This is a genomic window from Pseudomonas cichorii (assembly GCF_003700275.1).
In the GTDB taxonomy this organism is placed as follows: Bacteria; Pseudomonadota; Gammaproteobacteria; order Pseudomonadales; family Pseudomonadaceae; genus Aquipseudomonas; species Aquipseudomonas cichorii_B.
Genome location: NZ_RBRE01000042.1, coordinates 171,577 through 190,953, shown reverse-complemented (window position 1 = coordinate 190,953; position 19,377 = coordinate 171,577). Strand labels below are relative to the sequence as shown.

Below are 19,377 nucleotides of genomic sequence, written 5' to 3'. Positions count from 1 at the left end.
CTTTGCGGGTATTGCTGATCAAGACTTCTTCGCTGGGCGACGTGATTCACGCCTTGCCAGCGCTGACCGATGCGGCCAACGCGCTGCCCGGTATTCGTTTCGACTGGGTGGTGGAAGAGGGCTTTGCCGAGATTCCGACCTGGCATCCGGCTGTGGACAAGGTGATTCCGGTGGCGATCCGTCGCTGGCGCAAGAACCTCTGGCAAACTTTCAAGACTGGCGAGTGGCAGGGCTTCAAGCAACGTTTGCGCGAGACGCATTATGACGTGGTCATCGATGCCCAGGGCTTGTTCAAGAGCGCCTGGCTGACCCGTTATGTCAATGCGCCGGTGGCGGGGCTGGACAAGCATTCGGCCCGCGAACCGATTGCCAGCCGCTTTTATGACCGGCCTTACCCGGTGGCGCGCGGGCAACATGCGGTCGAACGGTTACGCCAGTTATTCGCTCAGGCGCTGGGTTACCCAGTACCGACAGACCTTGGCAATTACGGCCTCAAGCGTCTGGCGGCACTGGATGAAGCGCTCGAAGCACCCTTTGTGCTGTTTCTGCATGGTACGACCTGGGCCACCAAGCACTGGCCCGAGGATTACTGGCGGCAACTGGCAGAACTGATGGCCCTGCGCGGCCTGCAAGTGCGTCTGCCGTGGGGCAATCCGGCAGAAAAGGCCCGTGCCGAGCGTATCGCCGAAGGCCTGGATAATACGCAGGTATTGCCCAGGCTGAACCTGGCAGGCGTGGCCCGGGTGCTGGCCGGTGCCCAGGCCTGTGTGGCGGTGGATACCGGTATCGGTCATCTGGCCGCTGCGCTGGATGTGCCGACCATTTCCCTGTTCGGCCCGACCAATCCGGGCCTGACCGGTGCCTATGGCAAGTCGCAGGTGCATCTGGCTGCCGATTACCCGGCCTGTGCGCCCTGCCTGCAAAAGAAATGTACCTATCAACCGACGGCTGACGATCAGGCGCGGTTCGATCTGAAACGCGAGTGGCCCATGTGCTTCACTCGTTTGAATCCCGAGCGGGTAGCGAGCCAGTTGGGCGCGCTGTTGCTGGCAAAGGAACACCACTGATGCAACTGGCTTTCGTACTCTATAAATATTTCCCGTTCGGTGGCCTGCAACGCGACTTCATGCGCATTGCGCTGGAGTGCCAGCAACGCGGCCATCAGATCCGCGTCTACACCCTGATCTGGGAAGGTGATGTGCCTCCAGGCTTCGAGGTGCTGGTGGCGCCGGTCAAGGCGTTCTTCAATCATCGTCGCAACGAGAAACTCAGCGCCTGGATGGAAGCGGATCTGGCCAAGCGTCCGGTTGATCGCCTGATCGGCTTCAACAAGATGCCGGGCCTGGATGTGTATTACGCCGCCGATGGCTGTTTCGAGGACAAGGCGCAGAACCTGCGCAACTCGCTGTACCGCAAATGGGGCCGCTATCGCCACTTTGCCGAGTACGAGCGGGCAGTCTTTGCCAGAGAGGCGAAAACCCGGGTACTGATGATTTCCGAAGTGCAGCAGCCGCTGTTCATCAAGCATTACGACACTCCGCTGTCGCGCTTCCACCTGCTGCCACCGGGCATCTCTCAGGACCGCCGTGCGCCGGCCGATGCGCCAGCGATTCGTGCCGGGTTCCGCCAGGAGTTCGGTCTGGCCGACGATGACCTGCTGCTGGTCCAGATCGGCTCGGGCTTCAAGACCAAGGGCGTGGACCGCAGCCTCAAGGCGCTGGCGGCCTTGCCTGGCGAACTCAAGAAACGCACGCGGCTGTTTGTAATCGGCCAGGACGACCCCAAGGTATTCCAGCTACAAAGCGCAGCATTGGGCCTGGGTGAGCAAGTGACCTTCATGAAAGGGCGTAGCGATATTCCGCGTTTCCTGCTGGGTGCCGATCTGTTGATTCACCCGGCCTATAACGAGAACACCGGCACGGTGCTGCTCGAAGCGCTGGTGGCCGGTTTGCCGGTGCTGGTCAGCGCGGTGTGTGGCTATGCCCATTACATTGCCGAAGCCGACAGCGGTATGGTTCTGGACGATCCGTTCGAGCAGACACAGCTCAACCGTTATCTGGTAAAGATGCTCGAAGACGATGCGGCGCGTAGCACCTGGGGCCGAAATGGCCTGGCGTTCGCCGATACGGCGGACCTTTACAGCATGCCGCAGCACGCAGCCGATGTGATTCTGGCGGAGCACGATCAATGAAGCTGTTCCTCGCTGAACCCTTCAAGAGCCGTTGGGCCGGACGCGATGCATTCGCCGAAGTCGAAGCGCTGCAAGGGCTGGTCTATCGCGAACTGGAAGGGCGCAGCACGCTGCGCACCGAGGTCGATGGCCGCGGTTACTTCGTCAAGATTCACCGTGGTATCGGCTGGAGCGAGATCGCCAAGAATCTGGTGACCGCCAAGCTGCCGGTACTGGGCGCTGGCAAGGAATGGGAAGCGATAGCGCGACTGCATGAAGTCGGCGTGCCGACCATGACCGCCGTGGCCTATGGCGAGCGCGGCGGCAATCCGGCGGCTCAGCACTCCTTCATTATCACCGAAGAGCTGGCGCCGACCGAAAGCCTGGAAGATGTCAGCATCAACTGGCGCAACGAGCCGCCCGAGCCACGCTTGAAGCGGGCGTTCATTGCCGAAGTCGCGCGCATGGTCGGAATGATGCATCGGGCCGGGGTCAATCACCGCGACTGTTATATCTGCCACTTCCTGTTGCATACCGACAGGCCGGTGACGGCAGATGATTTCAAACTGTCGGTCATCGACCTGCACCGTGCCCAGACCCGCCGCGCTATCACCCCGCGCTGGCGTAACAAGGATCTGGCGGCGCTGTATTTCTCGGCGCTGGACATCGGTCTGACCAAACGCGACAAACTGCGTTTTCTCAAAGGGTATTTCCAGAAGCCACTGCGCGAAGTGCTGGCTCGGGAAGCCTCATTGCTGCGTTGGCTGGATAAAAAGGCGGAAAAGTTGTATCAGCGTAAATTGCGTTACGGAGATGCGCTCTGATGGCGGGTTGGACTCTTGAGCCGGAATACGCCTTTCTGGCTGAGGACTTCGGCAGTCTGGATGCGGTTTTTGCCTTGCAAGGCGAGCGCCTGACCAGCGACCTGCTCTCGGAGGTGATCCGGGTGGAGCGTGGCGGCGTGACCTATTACGTCAAGCGCTACACCGGCGCCGGTAAAGGCCTGCGGCGTTATCTGGGGCGGCCACGGGTCAAGTCCGAATGGCAGAACCTCAAGCGTTTCGCCAAATGGGGGATTCCGACCGCCGACGTAGTGGCCTGGGGCCTGGAGCGCAAGGGCGCAGCCTATGATCGCGGTGCCTTGATTACCCGCGAGTTGCCGCGTACCGAGGATTTGTCTGCACTGGCACTCGCCCGGGACCCGCGGCTTGCGGATCGTGCCTGGGTCGATGTGATCAGCCGCCAACTGGCGCGCTGCACCCGGATCATGCATGACGAGCACTTCACCCATAACGATTTGAAATGGCGCAATCTGTTGGTCGACGACCAGTCCAGGCTGTTTTTCATCGATTGCCCCAACGGTGCGTTCTGGCGCAGCTTCATGCTGCGCTACCGGATCACCAAGGATCTGGCCTGCCTGGACAAGGTTGCCAAGTATCATTTGTCCGCGACCCAGCGGCTGCGCTTCTACTTGCAGTACCGTCAGCGTGATCGCTTGAATGCTTCCGACAAGAAGCGCATCCGCCATATCGTCAGTTTCTTCGAGGGGCGCGAATGAGCGTTTTCATTGCCGGTTCCGAGCGTGCCTTGCTTGAGCGTCATGGTCTGGCCGATTTTCAGGCGCTGTGGGATAAAAAGCTCGATGCCGTCGATGAGCCCAACACCGGGCGCGGCGGCTGGAGCAGCGTGTGTCGCCTGGAGCTGGACGGTCAGGGCTTTTATCTGAAGCGTCAGAGCAATTACCTGACCCATACCCTGCACCATCCGTTTGGCGAGCCGTCGTTTTCCCGCGAGTTTCGTAATATCAATCGCTACCGGAAACTCGGTATCCCGGCCCTGCAGGCGGTGTTCTATGGCGAGAGCAAGGTCAATGGCGAGCGCCGGGCAATTCTGATGACCCGTGCGCTGGATGGCTGGACTGACCTGGATGCCTTGCTTCAGCAATGGTCCGGGCTGGATGCCGGTCAGCAGGTAGCGATTGTGCAGGCCTGTGGACAATTGGCGCGCACACTGCACCACGCCAGACAGGTTCATGGTTGCTTCTACCCCAAGCATATTTTCCTGCAGGCCCATGGCGATGCCTATCAGGCGCAACTGATCGATCTGGAGAAAACCCGCCCGGTGTTGTTTGGCCAGCGCGACCAGATCAAGGACCTGGAGCCTTTGCTGCGCCGTGCCGACGCCTGGGGCGACGCCGAGTTGCGCGTGCTGCTGGCCGCCTATCTACAGGCCGCCCCCGACAGCGCTCAGGTCGATGCCTGGCGTTTGCGCCTGGGCAAGCGCGGCAAGCACAAGCGCGATCTTCATCAACGTGACCACAAAGAGGCACGCTGATGCGTTTGTCTGAACTCAAGAATGTCGGGCGCACCCCTGAGCTGCCACTGAGCGTGACCCTGGCCGATGCAATTGGCGCGGCCGATCTGCAGCTCTTGACGCTGTTGCGCGTGCTGCCGGGGCAGCGTTATGTCGGCGCAGGCATCTGGCGTGGTCGCCCGGTGCTGGCCAAGCTGCTGGTCGGCAGCAAGGCGGCCCGGCATTTTCAACGTGAGCTGGACGGTGTCCGGCTGCTGGCCGAGCAAGGCCTGACAACCCCCTTGCTGCTGGCCGATGGCTTGCAGGAAGGCGAGGGCGGCTGGTTGCTGTTCGAGTTTCTGGATAATGCCGAGAGCCTTGGCAGCGCCTGGAGTCAGGTCGAGAACCTGCCGCCGCTGGCCGATGAACAGCAAGCGGTGCTGGCCGAGGCGCTGTCCGCCATTGCCTTGTTGCATGCCAAAGGCTTGTGGCAGGAAGACCTGCATCTGGACAACCTGCTGCGTCACCACGGCCAGTTGTATCTGATCGACGGCGCGGGCATTCGCGCTGAAGAGGCCGGCAAGCCGTTATCGCGGCAGGCGGTGCTGGAAAATCTTGGGGTGTTTTTCGCCCAGTTGCCCAAGACCCTGGAACCGTTCACCGAAGAGTTGCTGGTGCATTACCTGTTGAGCAACGCCGAACACGCCTTGCCCATGGAAGCCTTGCAGAAGCAGATCGACAAGGTCCGTCTCTGGCGCCTTAAGGACTACATGAGCAAGACCGGGCGCGATTGCAGTCTGTTCAGCGTCGAGGATAGCGCTTCGCAGTTCCGCGCCATTCGCCGTGAAGAAGAGGCCGCCATGCTGCCCGTGCTGGAGCAGGCCGACGCCTTGCTCGATCAGGGGCATCTGTACAAGACCGGTGGCGCCGCAAGTGTCGGGCGGGTCGAGGTCAATGGTCGCCCGCTGGTGATCAAGCGCTACAACATCAAGAGTTTCGGTCACTGGCTCAAGCGCTTCTGGCGCCCGAGCCGGGCCTGGTATTCCTGGCGAGAGGCCAATCGACTGATGTTTCTGGGGATCGCCACGCCAAAGCCGCTGGCGATACGCGAGCAACGTGTCCTTGGCCTTCGCAACAAGGCGTATCTGGTCACCGAGTTTCTGCCGGGAGAGGACATCATCAAGCGCTTCGCGCCTTATGAAGCCTCGGGTGATGTGCCGGAGCATGAGTTGCAGGCGCTGGAGCACTTGTTCACACAGTTGATCCGCGAGCGCATCAGCCATGGCGACTTCAAGGGCCATAACCTGTTCTGGCATGAGGATCGCTGGGCGCTGATCGATCTGGACGCCATGCAGCAACACTCATCGCCGGGCTCGTTCGCCAGCGCATTCGCCCGTGACCGGGCGCGCTTCATGCGCAACTGGCCGGCGGGAAGTGCGCTGCACCGATTGCTGGAGCAGCGCTTGCCGAAAGGCGAACAGCCCTGAGCCTGAACGCCCTGGCGCAGGTCAGGCCACGCGGGTGAGGAACATGTCTTCGAGCGCTTTTACCAGCATATCCATGTTGTCATAAGGCGTCAGGTGCACACTTGCCCAGCTTGGCCGCTCCAGATAGACCCTGCCTTCGGCATTGACGTGCACCGGAGTGCGATGAATGCGCGTATCGCGTGAGCGATGGACAACCGTTTGCAGACCGTCTTCCGACTGTTCGATGAGAAACATGCCGGGGTTGCTCAGGCGCTGCTCGATCGGCAAAGGCATGGGCGGGCGAACGGCTTGCACGGCGCCGCGCACTTCCATTTCCACCAGATAGTCGCCTTTGATCGGCACGGTTTCACTACCCAGGCCGATCCTGACTATCTCTCCGGGGTCGGCGATTACACCTCTGGACTGACCGGGCGGCACACCTGCAATACGCAGGCCGATCCCGCCTTCAAGTTCGGCGAGGCCGGGGACGATCTGTCGGAAGGTGTTGGAGTGGCTGTTGCCGACCAGGGCAATCCATTTGTGCTGTCCCATGATTTGCTGATGCTTGCGAATGGTGAGGGACGCAAAGTGGTTCATCATCTGCTGGCGCGTGGTCGGTGCATCGCCCAGGATGCCTTTGAGGTGGTAGCTTGCCGAGCAGTCGATGGCGCGGATCTCCACCCCGTGCTGCTGGGCCTTGAGCACCAGTTGCTCATAGTTGTAGATCCTGTTCGGGTCGGTTCTGTGTCCCCGGTCGAGTCGCTTCAGGTCATGCAGCAGGGTCTTGCTCATTTGCCCGGTCTCGAAGAATCGATCAAGGTCCGCCTGATGCAGATCGGCAAGCATGTGTTCCATGTACAGCGTCTTGACGTTTTGCTGCGACAACAGCGGCAGGTTGTCGATAATCAAGCGCTTGCTGACCACTGACGAATGCCCTTCGCCAATCACCAGGCCATCGGTGTGTTGATAAAGCGTTTGCAGAAAGTCGGGCAACGGGGTTTTCGGATCGATCTCGGGTATGGTCGGGCGTGGCGGCAGCTCGGAGGAGATGATCTCGCGGGCATCGGCTTGCAGCTTGCTGCGTACTGCGAAGAACTTGCCCCGCACCGTGCTCATGTCCGGGTCCTGGAATAAATAGTTCTGATCGAGCCCTTTGTGCTCGAAGTTGGCCAGTTGGTACAGGGTGCCCCGGTTTTCCAGCGGCAGTTCGTAGTTGGTGTCTGCCAATGACTGCTGGATCGCGGTCAGCGGGCTGTTGGGTTTCCATAGCTCGGGCTCGATACGCAACCAGCCATGGGTTTCATCCCAGCGAAAGCCGTATTCGCCGGCCCAGATATCCTCTGTGCCAAGGCTTGGCTTTTTGCCCAGTTCCTTGTACAGGGCCATATCCAGCAGCGTGCTCTGCGGCAGCGGTGATGTCGGAGCGATGATCAGCGGGTTGGCGAACTCTATCGTGAAGTCGCAACGCGATACCGAGTCGGCTGACGTCGAGCCGGCGGCAGCGCTTTTGATCCGGGTCGGACGTCCGCCTGCAACGTCCTGAATATGCACGCTGGGCACGCCTTCGAGTTCGGCAATGCCGGGCAGATGGCCCTGGGTGGTCGCCAGCTTTTGATCGAGCAGGGCAATCCAGCGCCTCGACGGATCGCCCGCCACGTCGCTGCTGATCAATTTGTGACCAAAGAAATTGCTCATCTTGTGGCCTGCGGCGACGTCGCCTGCGGCCGATTCGACAGGGTGCATGATCAGCGGATAGCTGATCGAAGAGCTGAACGGACGGACTTCGATGCCATGGCGGTGGGCGACCTTGACCAGGTGGTAATAGTCGTATTCGGTCGTCTTGTTATCCAGTGCCTTGTTGTTGATGTATTCAAGGTGATCCTTGATTTCATGGGAGCCGGAGCGGGTTTTCTTGCCCAGTTGGCGGTAGCGGGCCAGTTTTGGCAGATGTTTGTCGGTAAACAGATGCTCGATGTAGAGGATTTCGACCCGCTCCTTTACCAGCAGCGGCATGTTCTGGATGAGCAGGCGTTTGCTGGCGACTGATTTTGGCGCTTCGCTCAGGACCAGCCCCTTGCTGTTGGCAAACAGGCTCTCGAACAGGTTGTCGAGCGTTGCTCCAGGTTCAAGGGTTGGCAATGGCGGACGCGGTGGCAGGGAGGGTGAGCCGAAAAATGCATTGGCATCCCGGTACAGCTTTTCCCTGAGCGTGCCGAACGTCTGGCGCATCTCGACAAAATAGGTTTCAAAGTACTGCATCATGCCAAGGCCGCTCGGGTCGTAGCCTTCCTTGCTGATAATCAGGTCCATGTGCGGCTGCATCGATTCCGGTAGCTGGTAATCGCCAAGGGTTGTGCCCGGATTGGCGGCTTCGTCTTCCGGCAAGAGGCGGTAATTCTGTGGCCCTTCCAGTCCGCCACCGCGTAACTGGGCCTGGTCTGTGAGCTGCCATTGGCCCTGTTCATCAAGACGCACCGGTTGTTTGCCGAAGAAGGCGAACGGGTTGTCCGGGTCGATGATTTGCCAGCAGCGTAGCTGGGCGTCGTACTGCACTTCAAAGGTCGTTCCGGACAGTTCGATGTAATGCTTGCCATTGAGGGTACAGACCCCTTTGCCGTGGCCGTCGCTCATGCGCGGCACGTTGCGCAGGGAAAGCCTGACTTCAAACCCCTTGGGCGCGCCCGCAGCCGAAGGACTTGCCGCGCCGAGCGACGGGCCTGTGGGCTGCCATGTGCCGTTGGCGCCGGGCCTGACGAACTGCCCGGTGTTATCGACCTCTGCCGAAGGCGCGCCGACATTGCGCAGTACCGGGAAGTAACCGTTGCTGTCCGGTTTGCCGACCAGGAAGGGCTCGTCGGACAGGTTGATCGGATACAGATCCTCGTAGCGCGGCAGTGACGGTGACTTGTGCACCGGGCGCAGCACGGAGTGAGGTGGCGGTGGCGGGCCGACCTGGCGAATCACGCCGCCGAAACCCTTGAGGCCTGAATGCAGGTCGCCAGCAGCACCGAAACTGTTGAGGATCGAAGTCAAAATATAGCCTCGGGCCGTTTCGCTATCGCCGTTACGCAAGGCCTGGAGGGCGCGTACGGTGTCATGCAGGGACAGCAGGACGCCCACGGCAAAGCTGGCAGGCGGAAAAGGCAGGGTAATCACGGTGGCGATCACCTCGATGCTGCTCCAGATCACCCTGGCCAGCATGTCGTTGCGCCCGGTAGTGGTTTCTTCCACGTCGCGCAGCTTGCGCATGATCGGGCGATTGAAGCAGGTGTCCGCGAAATCGGAAATGGACTCCCGGGGCAGGAAGGGCGCCTTGTTGGCATTGCCCTGGCGCATGTCGTTAAGGAAGAACGACAGGGTCTTGCCGGACTTTATCCGGCAGCGATCCTTGTAGTAATCGATCATGCCAGGGGTCTTGAGCGAATCAGTGAAGCTGCTGAACAGGCGGAATTCGATGCCGTCCGGCGCCAGCGGCGTGTACAGCAGCGCTGTCTGCCTGATGGACATGGGTAGAACGGCAATACAGCCTTGCACGGTTTCGATGTGGATGAGGTTGGTGTCGGGAATCACCAGTTGCTCGATGCCGTCCAGCCCCGAAGCGATAAAGGGTTTATCCACGTGGATCTGCAGGGGATACAGCGGATATTGCTCGCGGATCCGGGGATCGCTCAGGTGAGCATGGTCGATGGAGTCCCGCAGCCACTGATACTGGACCGCGCTGATATGGCCCTTGAGCAGGCTGCGCAAGGCGGCGGCTTTCATCTGCAACTGGGTCATCAGCAGGCTGGTCTTGCGACGGTACTCGTAGCCACGCGAAGCGGGGTTGAGCAGGGTGCTGTTGACGAGTGCGATGTAATCGTCGGCCAGCCATTTGTCGCGTACCGAGGCCGCGACACTCATGGGTGACAACACGCTGAGATTCACCCCGACCGGTCCGCTGAAGGTTGCCTGGGTATCGGCAGTGCTGTGGATGATACCGATGCTGTCGTCGTAGCCATTGAGCAGCATGTCGGTGTAGGTAATCGTCTCGCGTTCGCTGGTGATCACGATGAGATCAGGGTCTACGCTGCCGGTCGGCACGTTGAGCAGCTTGCCGATCTGTTCGCTGGCCCGCTCATGGACATAGGCCTTGAACGGCTGCATGCGGGTGTGCGGCCTGGCCTCGTAGTTCCTGAGCGCGCCGTTGGCCGCATCCTCCAGAGCCACCAGTTCCTGGCGCTGTGCGTGGCTGGCCTGGCGATACCATTGCGGCGTGTGGCGTTCCTGCTCGGACAGCGCCACGCGAACATGCTGTTCGGCGAGAATCCGCAGCCCCGCATCAAAGTCCGCCAGGCCGGGCAGCTCGATGAAACCTTTCGGCGGGTAAGGCTTGAGCTTCAGGGCGGACAGTTGCGTGGCAAGGTCTGTGCGTTCGGCAACCTCCACCTGCTTGAGCAGGTATTCGCACAGTGGTTCCGACACCACCCAGCCGATCAGTTCATGTCGTAGCTGGGTTTCATTGTCGAAGGCCCAGAAGCACTGGGAATGCGGAGCATCCACGGCAACCATGATCAGGCGTTCCAGCTGGCCGGCTGGCGTCTCCTGGCGAATCACCAGCAGTTTGCTCAGCACATGCCGGTCGAGCCTGATCTGCTGGATGTGCAGTCGGTAATCGGCGCTGTTCTGTAGCGGGGTCGCCACGGTTTCGACGAGGCTGAAATCCTCGGGACGGATATGCCCCTGCATCTTTGCCGCATAAGCCAGGGCGCTGATCTGTCGACGAGTCAGGAGTTGCATGAGCTGCTGGTTGTGCTCCTTGCGGTACTCGCTCTTCTGGAATTCGGCGAAGGCCAGGCGCAGCTCCAGGTCGTCGATGAGCTGGGCCAGGTAGGCCGGGGTCAAGGACGAATAGCCGGGGTCCAGCGGCTCGTCTTCGAGACTGAAGGTCGTGTGCTGGAGAAACTCCGAACCTGCCGTTCGGTCGTCAGGATGCAGGCCGTACAAGGCCAGATCCGTCAGGGAACGGGTCACCGTGTAGGGTTCGCCTGTCACGGCAAGGCTGCGGCGGGTGCTGACCTTTATCGCGCCGGGGTCCAGATCATGGCCCAGATCGTTGGCCAGGCGCATGCGCAGTTGTGCCCTGGCAAACTGCTCGGGAGACGCTGCCGCACTGAGGGCGCTGAGAGTGACGGTGCGGGCCTGATCGTATTGTCGCAGTCGTGCGGCGTAAGTATTGCGATCACCGTGACTGGCAAGCTTGATCCAGTCCGGCAGGCTGCGGCGATAGCGGCTTTCCAGGGCGGCCAGCTCGCGCAGTTCCAGCATGGCACCGGGACCGAACAGGCCGCGCATGCCAATCGCTTCACGGATCAGTGTCTGGTGTTTTTCCGCATCATCGAGCCGAGGTCGTGTGCAGGCGTAATGGACATCCCTGCGCTGCTTGTCGAGTAGCTGGTCCATGGCGTGGGCGTAGGGCGAGCCGATGACGGGCATGAGCAACAGGTCGGCGGCGCTGAACGGTTCGAGATGCAGGTCAGGATCGTTGTCGATCTCTCTCAGCAAGTCCTGCTGGCGCTGTTCGATGCTGTTGAGCAGCGCATCTTTCAAGGTCGGGGTATTGAGCCAGAGGGCGAGGGTTTCGCACATCTCTGCCTGACTGGTAAAACCCGTTGCGCCGATGCCGGGCAGCACCAGCAAGGTATGGCCCTGCTCCTGGGTCATTACCAGCGCGCCAGCCACTTCGACCTGCCGGTCCTCCTGAAGCTGTATCCGCAGGGCAAAGTTTTTCGCGGGAGTTGGTGGCGGGTCGTCCGACCGACGGCGCGAGGCGGGCAGGCAGGCAACATACCGGGCCGTCAGGTCGCGCTCGTGGATCTTGACGTTCAGTTCATCGCGCAGGGCTTGCTGCATGCCGCTCAGGAATTTCTCGTAGCGGGTTCCGTAAGCCGCACTGGGCGTATCCCAGAAATCGTTGATGCGCTGCAACAGGCTGGAGGTCTGCTGTTCCGTTCGTGGACTGTCCAGGTCGGTGATCGCATTCAGCAAGGCATCGTCGGGCATGGGCAGCATGTCCAGTTCGCCGAGCAGGCTGATGTTCAGCGCTGCGAGCCTCTTCAGTGCGGCCAAAGCGGCGGGCAAGGTATCGTCGGGAAATTCCGGGGAGGGAGGCAATGTCTGCATCGTGTTTACTTCCGTGAGCACTTCAAGCGCTGGGGTTTGATTGAGGGCCGTCGGGCCGACTGTGATGGGCCTCAATCAATCAGAAGTGGATAGTCACGCTGGTGTAGATAATTATTGGCCGGGAGAAACCTGCCAACGCCGGTCGCAGGGCTTTTCAGGCGTTACATCCGGTTATATCTTCCGATCCGCTTTCAGCCCCCGAGCCAAATCCCCGGTCATTACGCTATAATCGCGCGCTTTAAGTTGTCCCTGGCCCGTGTGCGGGGGGCACATCTTTTCTCGGGCGCCATGCGCCTGCATGCAGACTAAAGAGGCTAGACCCAGTGGCATTGACGATCCTTGGCCTGTCCGGCGCCCTTAGCCATGATCCTTCCGCAGCGCTTTATATCGACGGCAAGCTGATCGCGGCGGCTGAGGAAGAGCGTTTCGTTCGCGATAAACATGCAAAGAACCGCATGCCCTACGAATCGGCGAAGTTCTGTCTGGAACAGGCAGGCATCAAGCCGTCGGACGTCGATGTGGTTGCCATTCCGTTCGCCCCGATCAGCCTGTTCGGCAAGGCGCGCTGGCACTACGCCAAGCGTTACTGGTACGCCCCGGACCGCGCCCTCGATGCCTTGCTGATGGGTAATCGCCGCTACAAGCGCTATCGCAACAAGATTGTCTGGTGCCTCGAGCAATTGGGCTTCGATCCGAAAAAGATCAAGATCGAGCCGGTCGAGCATCACCTGGCCCACGCCTCCAGCGCTTACCACTGCTCCGGTTTCAAGGAAAAGACCGCGATCATGGGCATCGATGGCAAGGGCGAGTACGCCACGACCTTCTTTGGCTATGGCGAGAACGGCAAGATCTACAAGATCAAGGAGTTCTTCGATCCGGACTCCCTTGGTGGCCTGTATGGCGCGATCACCGAATTCCTCGGCTTCGAGATGCTCGACGGCGAATTCAAGGTCATGGGCATGGCGCCGTATGGCGATGCCAGCAAGTATGACTTCTCGCGTCTGGCGACCTTTGAAAACGGCGAACTGGTGATCAACACCGAGCTGGCCAACGTCATCGGTCTGCGTCGCTACAAGGAAAACGGCAAGGGTTTCTACTTCTCGCCGAAACTGATCGAGTGGCTGGGTCCAAAGCGTGTCGGCGATGTTGCCGACGAGCCTTACATCCACTACGCCGCCAGCATGCAGGCGCTGTTCGAGAAACTCGCGCTGCAGATGATGGATCACTACCTGGGCGACATTCTCAGGGAAACCGGCAAGATCGCCTTCGCCGGCGGCTGTGCGCTGAACGTGAAGCTCAACCAGCGCATCATCGCCCGTCCGGAAGTCAAGGAACTGTTCGTCCAGCCTGCGTCCGGCGATGCCGGTACGGCAGTCGGCGCGGCTGCCTATGTGTCTCACGCCCGTGGCGTGCCGGTCGAGAAGATGGAACACGTCTACCTCGGTCCGGCCTACAGCAACGAGGATGTGATCGCGGCCTGTGCCCGTCACCCGAGCAAGCCGGTCTGGCGCCAGATCGACAACATGCCCGAGCGCATCGCGAAGATCATGGTCGAAGGCAATCCGGTCGCCTGGTTCCAGGGCCGCATGGAGTTCGGTCCACGTGCGCTGGGTGGTCGTTCGATCATCGGTTGCCCGAGCATTCCGGGCGTCGCCAACCGCATCAATGAGCAGATCAAGTTCCGCGAGCGCTGGAGACCTTTCTGCCCGTCGATGCTCGACACCGTGGCACCCCAGATGATCACCATCGATCATCCTGCGCCGTTCATGACCTTCACCTTTGAAGTGGCGGAAGAGTGGAAGACCCGCGTGCCGGAAGTCGTGCACGAAGACGGCACCTCGCGTGCCCAGGTGCTCAAGCGCGAATACAACCCGCGCTACTACGACATGATGAAGGCGCTGGAAAACCTGACCGGCAACGGCGTGTCGCTCAACACCTCGCTCAACCGTCGTGGCGAGCCGATGATCTGTTCGCCGACCGACGCGCTGAACATGTTCTTCGGGTCTGACCTGCAGTACCTGATCATGGAAGATATTCTGGTCGTCAAGGACGGTGTGGAAACCTATGAGAATGCCTGAGCCACTGATCAGCGTCGTCATCCCGGCCTACAACTATGCCTTGTTGTTGCCGCGGGCGATTGATTCTGTACTGGCTCAATTGGCAGACGATGTCGAGCTGGTTATCGTCAATGATGGCTCCACCGACGATACCCGGCGTGTGCTCGATGATTATCAGGCTCGCCATGAAACCGGCATGACCGTGGTGCATCAGGCCAACGCCGGAGCGGCTGCGGCACGTAATCATGGTGTGCGTCTGGCTCGGGGGCGCTATGCTCTGATGCTGGATGCCGATGACGAGTTGTTACCCGATGCACTGGCCTTGTTGCGTCAGGCGGTTACTGATAACCCGGAGGCGGGGTTGGTGCTGGGAGGACAGGTTTCGGTCTATCCGGACGGGCGTGAACGTGTGCGCCAGCCGACTCCGGTTCAAGGCAGTGCGGATCAACTGGTTCGCCGTTATCTGTTGCAGAAGAAGATCGCCATTTCGCATTGCTGCACCCTTTTGCGACGTGACCTTCTGCTTGAGCGCCCTTATCCGCACAACCTGCGTTCGGGTGAGGATATACCGGTATTTGCCTATGTCCTGGTCAGTGCTCCTGTTGCTCTGGTACAGCAGCCGGTTGCGCGCATCTACAAGCATGCCGACAGTTTGCGCCATAGCCGTGCCGACGAAGAGAGCGTGGCTACAGGGCTGATCAAAGAGGTGTTTGCACACCTGCCGGACGAGTGTCAGTACCTTTTGCCGCGCTATTCGGCTCAGGTTTATCTCTCGTTGTTCCGTGCCGCTCAACTGGCTGGCGATTACCGGGTCGCGCGTCGTTACTATCTGCGCGCCATTCGTTTCAGTCCTGTGCAGGCGTTGACGTGGAGTTACCTGCGCAAGGCGCTCAGGTTCGGGAAGCGCTGATGCGCATTCTGGTCCTGAGCTGTACCCCGCGGGAGCCCGACAATCGCCAGCTGTGGCAGGGGCTCGAACGCTTTGCAGAAGTCGAGGTTCGCTACGTCGACCGTGAGCAGCACAAGCGCTTGGGCGATGTCCTGAAGGCCATCGATTTCTCGCAGTATGACCGGGTCGTGCTCGATCTGCTGTTTCGCTACCTGAGCAAACAGGCCGGCCGTCTCAAGCGTATTTCCGGGTTACTGATCTACGAGGAAGATGCTTGCCAGGAGTTTATTTCCGGCTCCAGGTGGCAGGGAAAGTTTTCAGCTTTCTATCGAAAAATACCCAACGCCAAAATCGTCATGACCGGCTTTCGAGTGGCTGAACGCTTTCGTGAAACGGGAGTTGATGCCTACTTTCTCGCCAAGGGCTATAACAGTTCCTCGTTGTATGCCAGCGGTGCCGAGCGTGATATCGAACTGGGATTCATTGGCCGCCTGGGCAGCGATACCTACCGTGAACGCCGGGATTTCCTGCAACGTGCTGTAGAGCAGTTTCAGTTGCAGCTCATGCGCACCGCCCCAGGCGATGAGTACCGCGAAGCGCTCAATCGCATTCGAGTATTTGTCAGTGCGGATATCGGGCTTGGCGAGTATATGGCGAAGAACTTCGAGGCCATGGCCTGCGGCTGCGTATTGCTTGCCTACCGTCAGGGGTACGGTGAGGAACAGGCGCTTGGTCTGGAGGATGGCGTCAATGCCATGCTCTATAGCGACGCTCAAGATTTTGCAGAGAAGTTGACGCTGCTGCGCAACGATCCCGCGCTGGTCGCCGGTATCGCGGAGCAGGGCAGGCTTTTTGCGACACAGCATCTTGATTACTTCAAGCAGTCGGCCGTGATTTACCAACATCTTTGCGCTGACTTTCCGGAAGTCGAGGACATGAGTCTTGTTCAGCGTTTAATGTCCAGGCTACTTCCGGGAAAGTGATCGCCCTGCCATCTCAGGCGGCTGCATCCTTTACTGCCAAATCATAGCAACGCATGAGTTCGTCCCACGGGAAGTCGGTAATCCTGCTGCGGCGCAGGTAATTCTGCAGATGCTGGAAGTTGCGTCTCACCATCGACTTGTTAAGCGGCTTGCGCTTGAAGCGGGTATCAAGGAAGTCGATCAGCCCGAAGCCCTGATCCGGTGTGCGCAGTACGTTGCCAAGATGCAGCGAGCGGAAGTAGATGCCGCGTTGATGCAGGGAGTGAATGTAGCGCGCAAGCTCCGGCAACAGGCTGGTGAATGCTTCAAGCGACTGCTTGTAGAGTGAGTCCAGAGGCATGCCGGGCAAGGGTTGATAGAGGCATGCGCTGATGCCTTTTGCAGGCTCCACCCAGAAATAATCATTGACCTGCGGAGTGCTGATGCCGCGCTCGCGCAGGCGACAGCTCTGCTGGTAAAAGCGCTGTGCATCGGGGTTCAGGCGAACCAGAAGCGGATGGCGTCTGCTGCGAAAAATCTTCAATAGCTCACCGCTGGCAAGGCTGATGACCTTGGGGCCATGGCTGTCTTTTTCCAGTACGGTCCCTTCGGTTAGCCAATCTTGCATTTGGTTCGCTGTTACAATGCGCATCTGTCTCTCTTTTGAATGGTACGGGGCGCGTTAATGGCCAATTCTACCCAGCAGTCAAGTATGAAAATCTATCTGAGATTGTTGAAATACGTCGTTCCCTACTGGAGAGCGTTTGCCGTAAGTATCGTTGGCTTTCTTTTGTTCGCCTCCAGTCAGCCCATGTTGGCCGACATGCTCAAGCACTTTCTCAACGCCTTGCAGGAACCGGACGGTGCCAAGTTTCTGGGTGTTTCCCTGATCCTCGGGGTGCCGCTGCTGATTGTACTCATTGCAGTCTACCAAGGCATAGGCTCATTTTTGGGTAACTATTACCTGGCCAAAGTGGCTCGCGGGGTTGTTCATGACCTGCGCTGTTCGCTGTTCGATAACTTGCTGAGCCTGCCCAATCCTTACTTCGACAACCATAACTCGGGTCACTTGATTTCGCGTATTACCTACAACGTGACCATGGTTACCGGCGCGGCTACCGATGCAATCAAGGTCGTGATCCGGGAAGGTCTGACAGTCGTATTCCTGATCGCTTACCTGTTGTACAGCAACTGGAAAATGACCCTGGTGATGCTGGCCATCCTGCCGATCATTGCGCTCATGGTGAGCAGCGCCAGCAAGAAATTCCGCAAGCAAAGCAAGAAGATCCAGGAAGCCATGGGCGATGTTACCCACGTTGCTTCCGAGGCGATCCAGGGCTATCGGGTCGTGCGCAGTTTTGGTGGTGAAACCTACGAGAAACAGCGTTTTCACGATGCCAGCGCCAGCAACATGAATCGCAGCCTCGGCATGACTCGCACCCAGTCGATCTACACGCCTATGCTGCAACTGGTGATTTACGTGGCAATGGCAGTGCTGATGTACCTGGTGCTGTACATGCGTGGTGATGCATCGGCTGGCGAACTGATCGCCTACATCACGGCTGCCGGCCTGCTGCCAAAGCCGATTCGTCAGCTTTCGGAAGTCAGTGCGACCATTCAGAAAGGTCTTGCTGCTGCTGAAAACATTTTTGAACAGCTCGATGAGATACCTGAGCTGGACAGCGGTACCTGTGAGCGTGATCAGGTTTCCGGTCGCCTGGAAGTGCGCAACCTGACGTTCTCTTACGGTAATGTCGACACGCCTGTGCTCAATGACATTTCCTTTGTCGCCGAGCCGGGGCAGATGGTCGCGCTGGTGGGCCGCTCGGGTAGCGGGAAGTCCACGCTGGCCAACCTGATTCCGCGTTTCTACCATCACAGCAATGGGCAGATCCTGCTCGATGGCGTCGATGTAGAAGAATACAAGCTGAATAACCTGCGCCAGCACATCGCCCTGGTGAATCAGCAGGTAACGCTGTTCAACGATACCGTCACCAACAACATCGCCTACGGTGACCTTGCCGGCGCGCCGGACGAAGATGTCAAAAAGGCCGCCGAAGCCGCTTATGCCGACGAGTTCATCGTCAAGATGCCCCAGGGCTACGACACGCTGGTGGGCGAGAACGGTGTCCTGCTTTCCGGTGGCCAGCGCCAGCGTTTGGCTATTGCTCGTGCGTTGCTTAAAAATGCGCCGCTGCTGATCCTCGATGAGGCGACCTCGGCACTCGATACCGAGTCCGAGCGTCATATCCAGGCGGCACTCGATGAAGTGATCAAGGGGCGCACGACGCTGGTGATCGCTCACCGCCTGACGACCATCGAAAAGGCTGACCTGATCCTGGTCATGGACCGTGGGCAGATTGTCGAGCGTGGCACCCATCAGGAGTTGCTGGCTTTCAACGGTTACTACGCACGTCTTCACGAGAAGGATTTCAAGGAAGAAAGCCACGGCGTTACAGGAGGCGCCATTTGATTCTCGGGTATTTGCGCAGTTGGCGTGAACGCGGCTGGACCCCTATTGAAGCAGGTGAGTACGCCCAGGTCTGGGAGCGCTATGGTGGCAGTTTTGCCACCCACCCGCAGGTCATAGAACGATTGTCTTCGCTGGTCGGTATTCCCGTGCGTTATCTGGGTGTCGTGCGTGATGGGCAACTGGTCGCCGGGTTGCCTGCATGGGGCCGTCATATTGCCCTTTCGCGTGATGCCGCCAAGCGCCAGGGTGTGCGTGGCATGTATGACCTGGGTAATTCCGAGATCATTCTGCCGGTGGCCAAAGACTGCCCGGTGCAAGTGCGCCATCGCATGCGCTACGTCTCGGAGCTCGTCAAGGACAGCATCGGCAACCTGCGCATTCAGTCCGAAGGGTTGGCGCTGGCCCGCCGCCCGGAGGAGTACAGCAAGAAGTTTCGTTATAACCAGCGTCGCGAGCAGCGCCTGCTGGAGGAAGCCGGAGGCCTGATCCGGCCAATGAGCGAGTTGACCTCCGAAGAGCAGGCAGCCATCTACGCCGACCTGTTTCACAAGCGATGGGGTTTTGATGTGCCGGGCAAGGCGCATCTGGTCGAGGTGTTTTCGCTGTTGCGGGAATTCATGACCGGTTCGGTTATATATGTGGCCGATCGGCCTGCCGCCATCCAGGTGCTGTACCGCGCCGAGGCACCTGAATGGGTGAGCCTTGAATATGTGAATGGTGGTGTCGATCCGCAGTTCAACGAGCTGAGCCCGGGCAGTGTCCTGAGTTTCGTGAATACCCAGACGCAATGGGAATATGCCAACTCTGTGGGCAAGCCCTTGCGTTATTCGTTTGGTCGCGCAGACCGGGAATACAAGACCCGCTGGTGTAACACGCACCCGGTCTATCAGATTTGAAAGGAGGGCTGCC

13 protein-coding genes are annotated in these 19,377 nt (G+C 59.5%); 11 read left to right on the top strand and 2 right to left on the bottom strand.

Features of this window, described 5'->3' with window-relative positions; translation table 11 throughout:
- The first annotated feature begins 2 nt into the window (after positions 1 to 2).
- The 6 genes from waaC to ALQ04_RS12335 are packed head-to-tail and all read left to right on the top strand — an operon-like array spanning position 3 to position 5,949.
- The gene (gene waaC / locus ALQ04_RS12360) at positions 3 to 1,067 is read left to right on the top strand and encodes a lipopolysaccharide heptosyltransferase I (protein WP_122316044.1); all 1,065 of its coding nucleotides are present in this window, start codon (positions 3 to 5) and stop codon (positions 1,065 to 1,067) included.
- Positions 1,067 to 2,191, top strand: coding sequence for a glycosyltransferase family 4 protein (locus ALQ04_RS12355; protein ID WP_122316043.1), 1,125 nt, complete (start codon positions 1,067 to 1,069; stop codon positions 2,189 to 2,191). The genes waaC and ALQ04_RS12355 overlap by 1 nt, the downstream gene beginning before the upstream one ends.
- On the top strand, positions 2,188 to 2,994 hold the full coding sequence (gene rfaP, locus ALQ04_RS12350) for a lipopolysaccharide core heptose(I) kinase RfaP (protein ID WP_122316042.1): 807 nt from the start codon (positions 2,188 to 2,190) through the stop codon (positions 2,992 to 2,994). Before ALQ04_RS12355 ends, rfaP begins: the two co-directional genes overlap by 4 nt.
- On the top strand, positions 2,994 to 3,728 hold the full coding sequence (locus ALQ04_RS12345; RefSeq protein WP_122316041.1) for a lipopolysaccharide kinase InaA family protein: 735 nt from the start codon (positions 2,994 to 2,996) through the stop codon (positions 3,726 to 3,728). Before rfaP ends, ALQ04_RS12345 begins: the two co-directional genes overlap by 1 nt.
- On the top strand, positions 3,725 to 4,504 hold the full coding sequence (locus ALQ04_RS12340) for a lipopolysaccharide kinase InaA family protein (RefSeq protein ID WP_122316040.1): 780 nt from the start codon (positions 3,725 to 3,727) through the stop codon (positions 4,502 to 4,504). The genes ALQ04_RS12345 and ALQ04_RS12340 overlap by 4 nt, the downstream gene beginning before the upstream one ends.
- Entirely contained in the window at positions 4,504 to 5,949 is a 1,446-nt protein-coding gene (locus ALQ04_RS12335) for a lipopolysaccharide kinase InaA family protein (RefSeq protein WP_122316039.1), read from the top strand. The genes ALQ04_RS12340 and ALQ04_RS12335 overlap by 1 nt, the downstream gene beginning before the upstream one ends.
- Before the next feature lie 21 nt (positions 5,950 to 5,970).
- On the opposite strand, the gene ALQ04_RS12330 is transcribed toward ALQ04_RS12335, so the two are convergent.
- Positions 5,971 to 12,087: a membrane-targeted effector domain-containing toxin gene (locus ALQ04_RS12330; protein WP_122316038.1), complete on the bottom strand. Its 6,117-nt coding sequence runs from the start codon at positions 12,085 to 12,087 to the stop codon at positions 5,971 to 5,973.
- A 323-nt stretch (positions 12,088 to 12,410) separates the two neighbouring features.
- Between ALQ04_RS12330 and ALQ04_RS12325 the strand changes: the two genes are divergently transcribed.
- Genes ALQ04_RS12325 through ALQ04_RS12315 form a run of 3 tightly spaced genes read left to right on the top strand, consistent with a single transcriptional unit; the run spans position 12,411 to position 16,016 of the window.
- On the top strand, positions 12,411 to 14,165 hold the full coding sequence (locus ALQ04_RS12325; protein ID WP_122316037.1) for a carbamoyltransferase: 1,755 nt from the start codon (positions 12,411 to 12,413) through the stop codon (positions 14,163 to 14,165).
- A complete protein-coding gene (locus ALQ04_RS12320; protein ID WP_259644997.1) occupies positions 14,158 to 15,054 on the top strand; it encodes a glycosyltransferase family A protein in 897 nt (298 codons plus the stop codon). Before ALQ04_RS12325 ends, ALQ04_RS12320 begins: the two co-directional genes overlap by 8 nt.
- Positions 15,012 to 16,016 (top strand): glycosyltransferase, encoded by a 1,005-nt coding sequence (locus ALQ04_RS12315; protein WP_147466590.1) that lies wholly within the window; start codon positions 15,012 to 15,014, stop codon positions 16,014 to 16,016. The genes ALQ04_RS12320 and ALQ04_RS12315 overlap by 43 nt, the downstream gene beginning before the upstream one ends.
- Positions 16,017 to 16,029: 13 nt before the next feature.
- On the opposite strand, the gene ALQ04_RS12310 is transcribed toward ALQ04_RS12315, so the two are convergent.
- Positions 16,030 to 16,623 (bottom strand): lipopolysaccharide kinase InaA family protein, encoded by a 594-nt coding sequence (locus ALQ04_RS12310; protein ID WP_259644996.1) that lies wholly within the window; start codon positions 16,621 to 16,623, stop codon positions 16,030 to 16,032.
- A gap of 57 nt (positions 16,624 to 16,680) precedes the next feature.
- Between ALQ04_RS12310 and msbA the strand changes: the two genes are divergently transcribed.
- Both msbA and ALQ04_RS12300 read left to right on the top strand, forming a co-directional pair.
- Positions 16,681 to 18,468, top strand: coding sequence for a lipid A export permease/ATP-binding protein MsbA (gene msbA, locus ALQ04_RS12305; protein WP_122316033.1), 1,788 nt, complete (start codon positions 16,681 to 16,683; stop codon positions 18,466 to 18,468).
- Positions 18,468 to 19,364, top strand: coding sequence for a GNAT family N-acetyltransferase (locus ALQ04_RS12300; protein WP_122316062.1), 897 nt, complete (start codon positions 18,468 to 18,470; stop codon positions 19,362 to 19,364). The genes msbA and ALQ04_RS12300 overlap by 1 nt, the downstream gene beginning before the upstream one ends.
- Positions 19,365 to 19,377 lie beyond the last annotated feature (13 nt).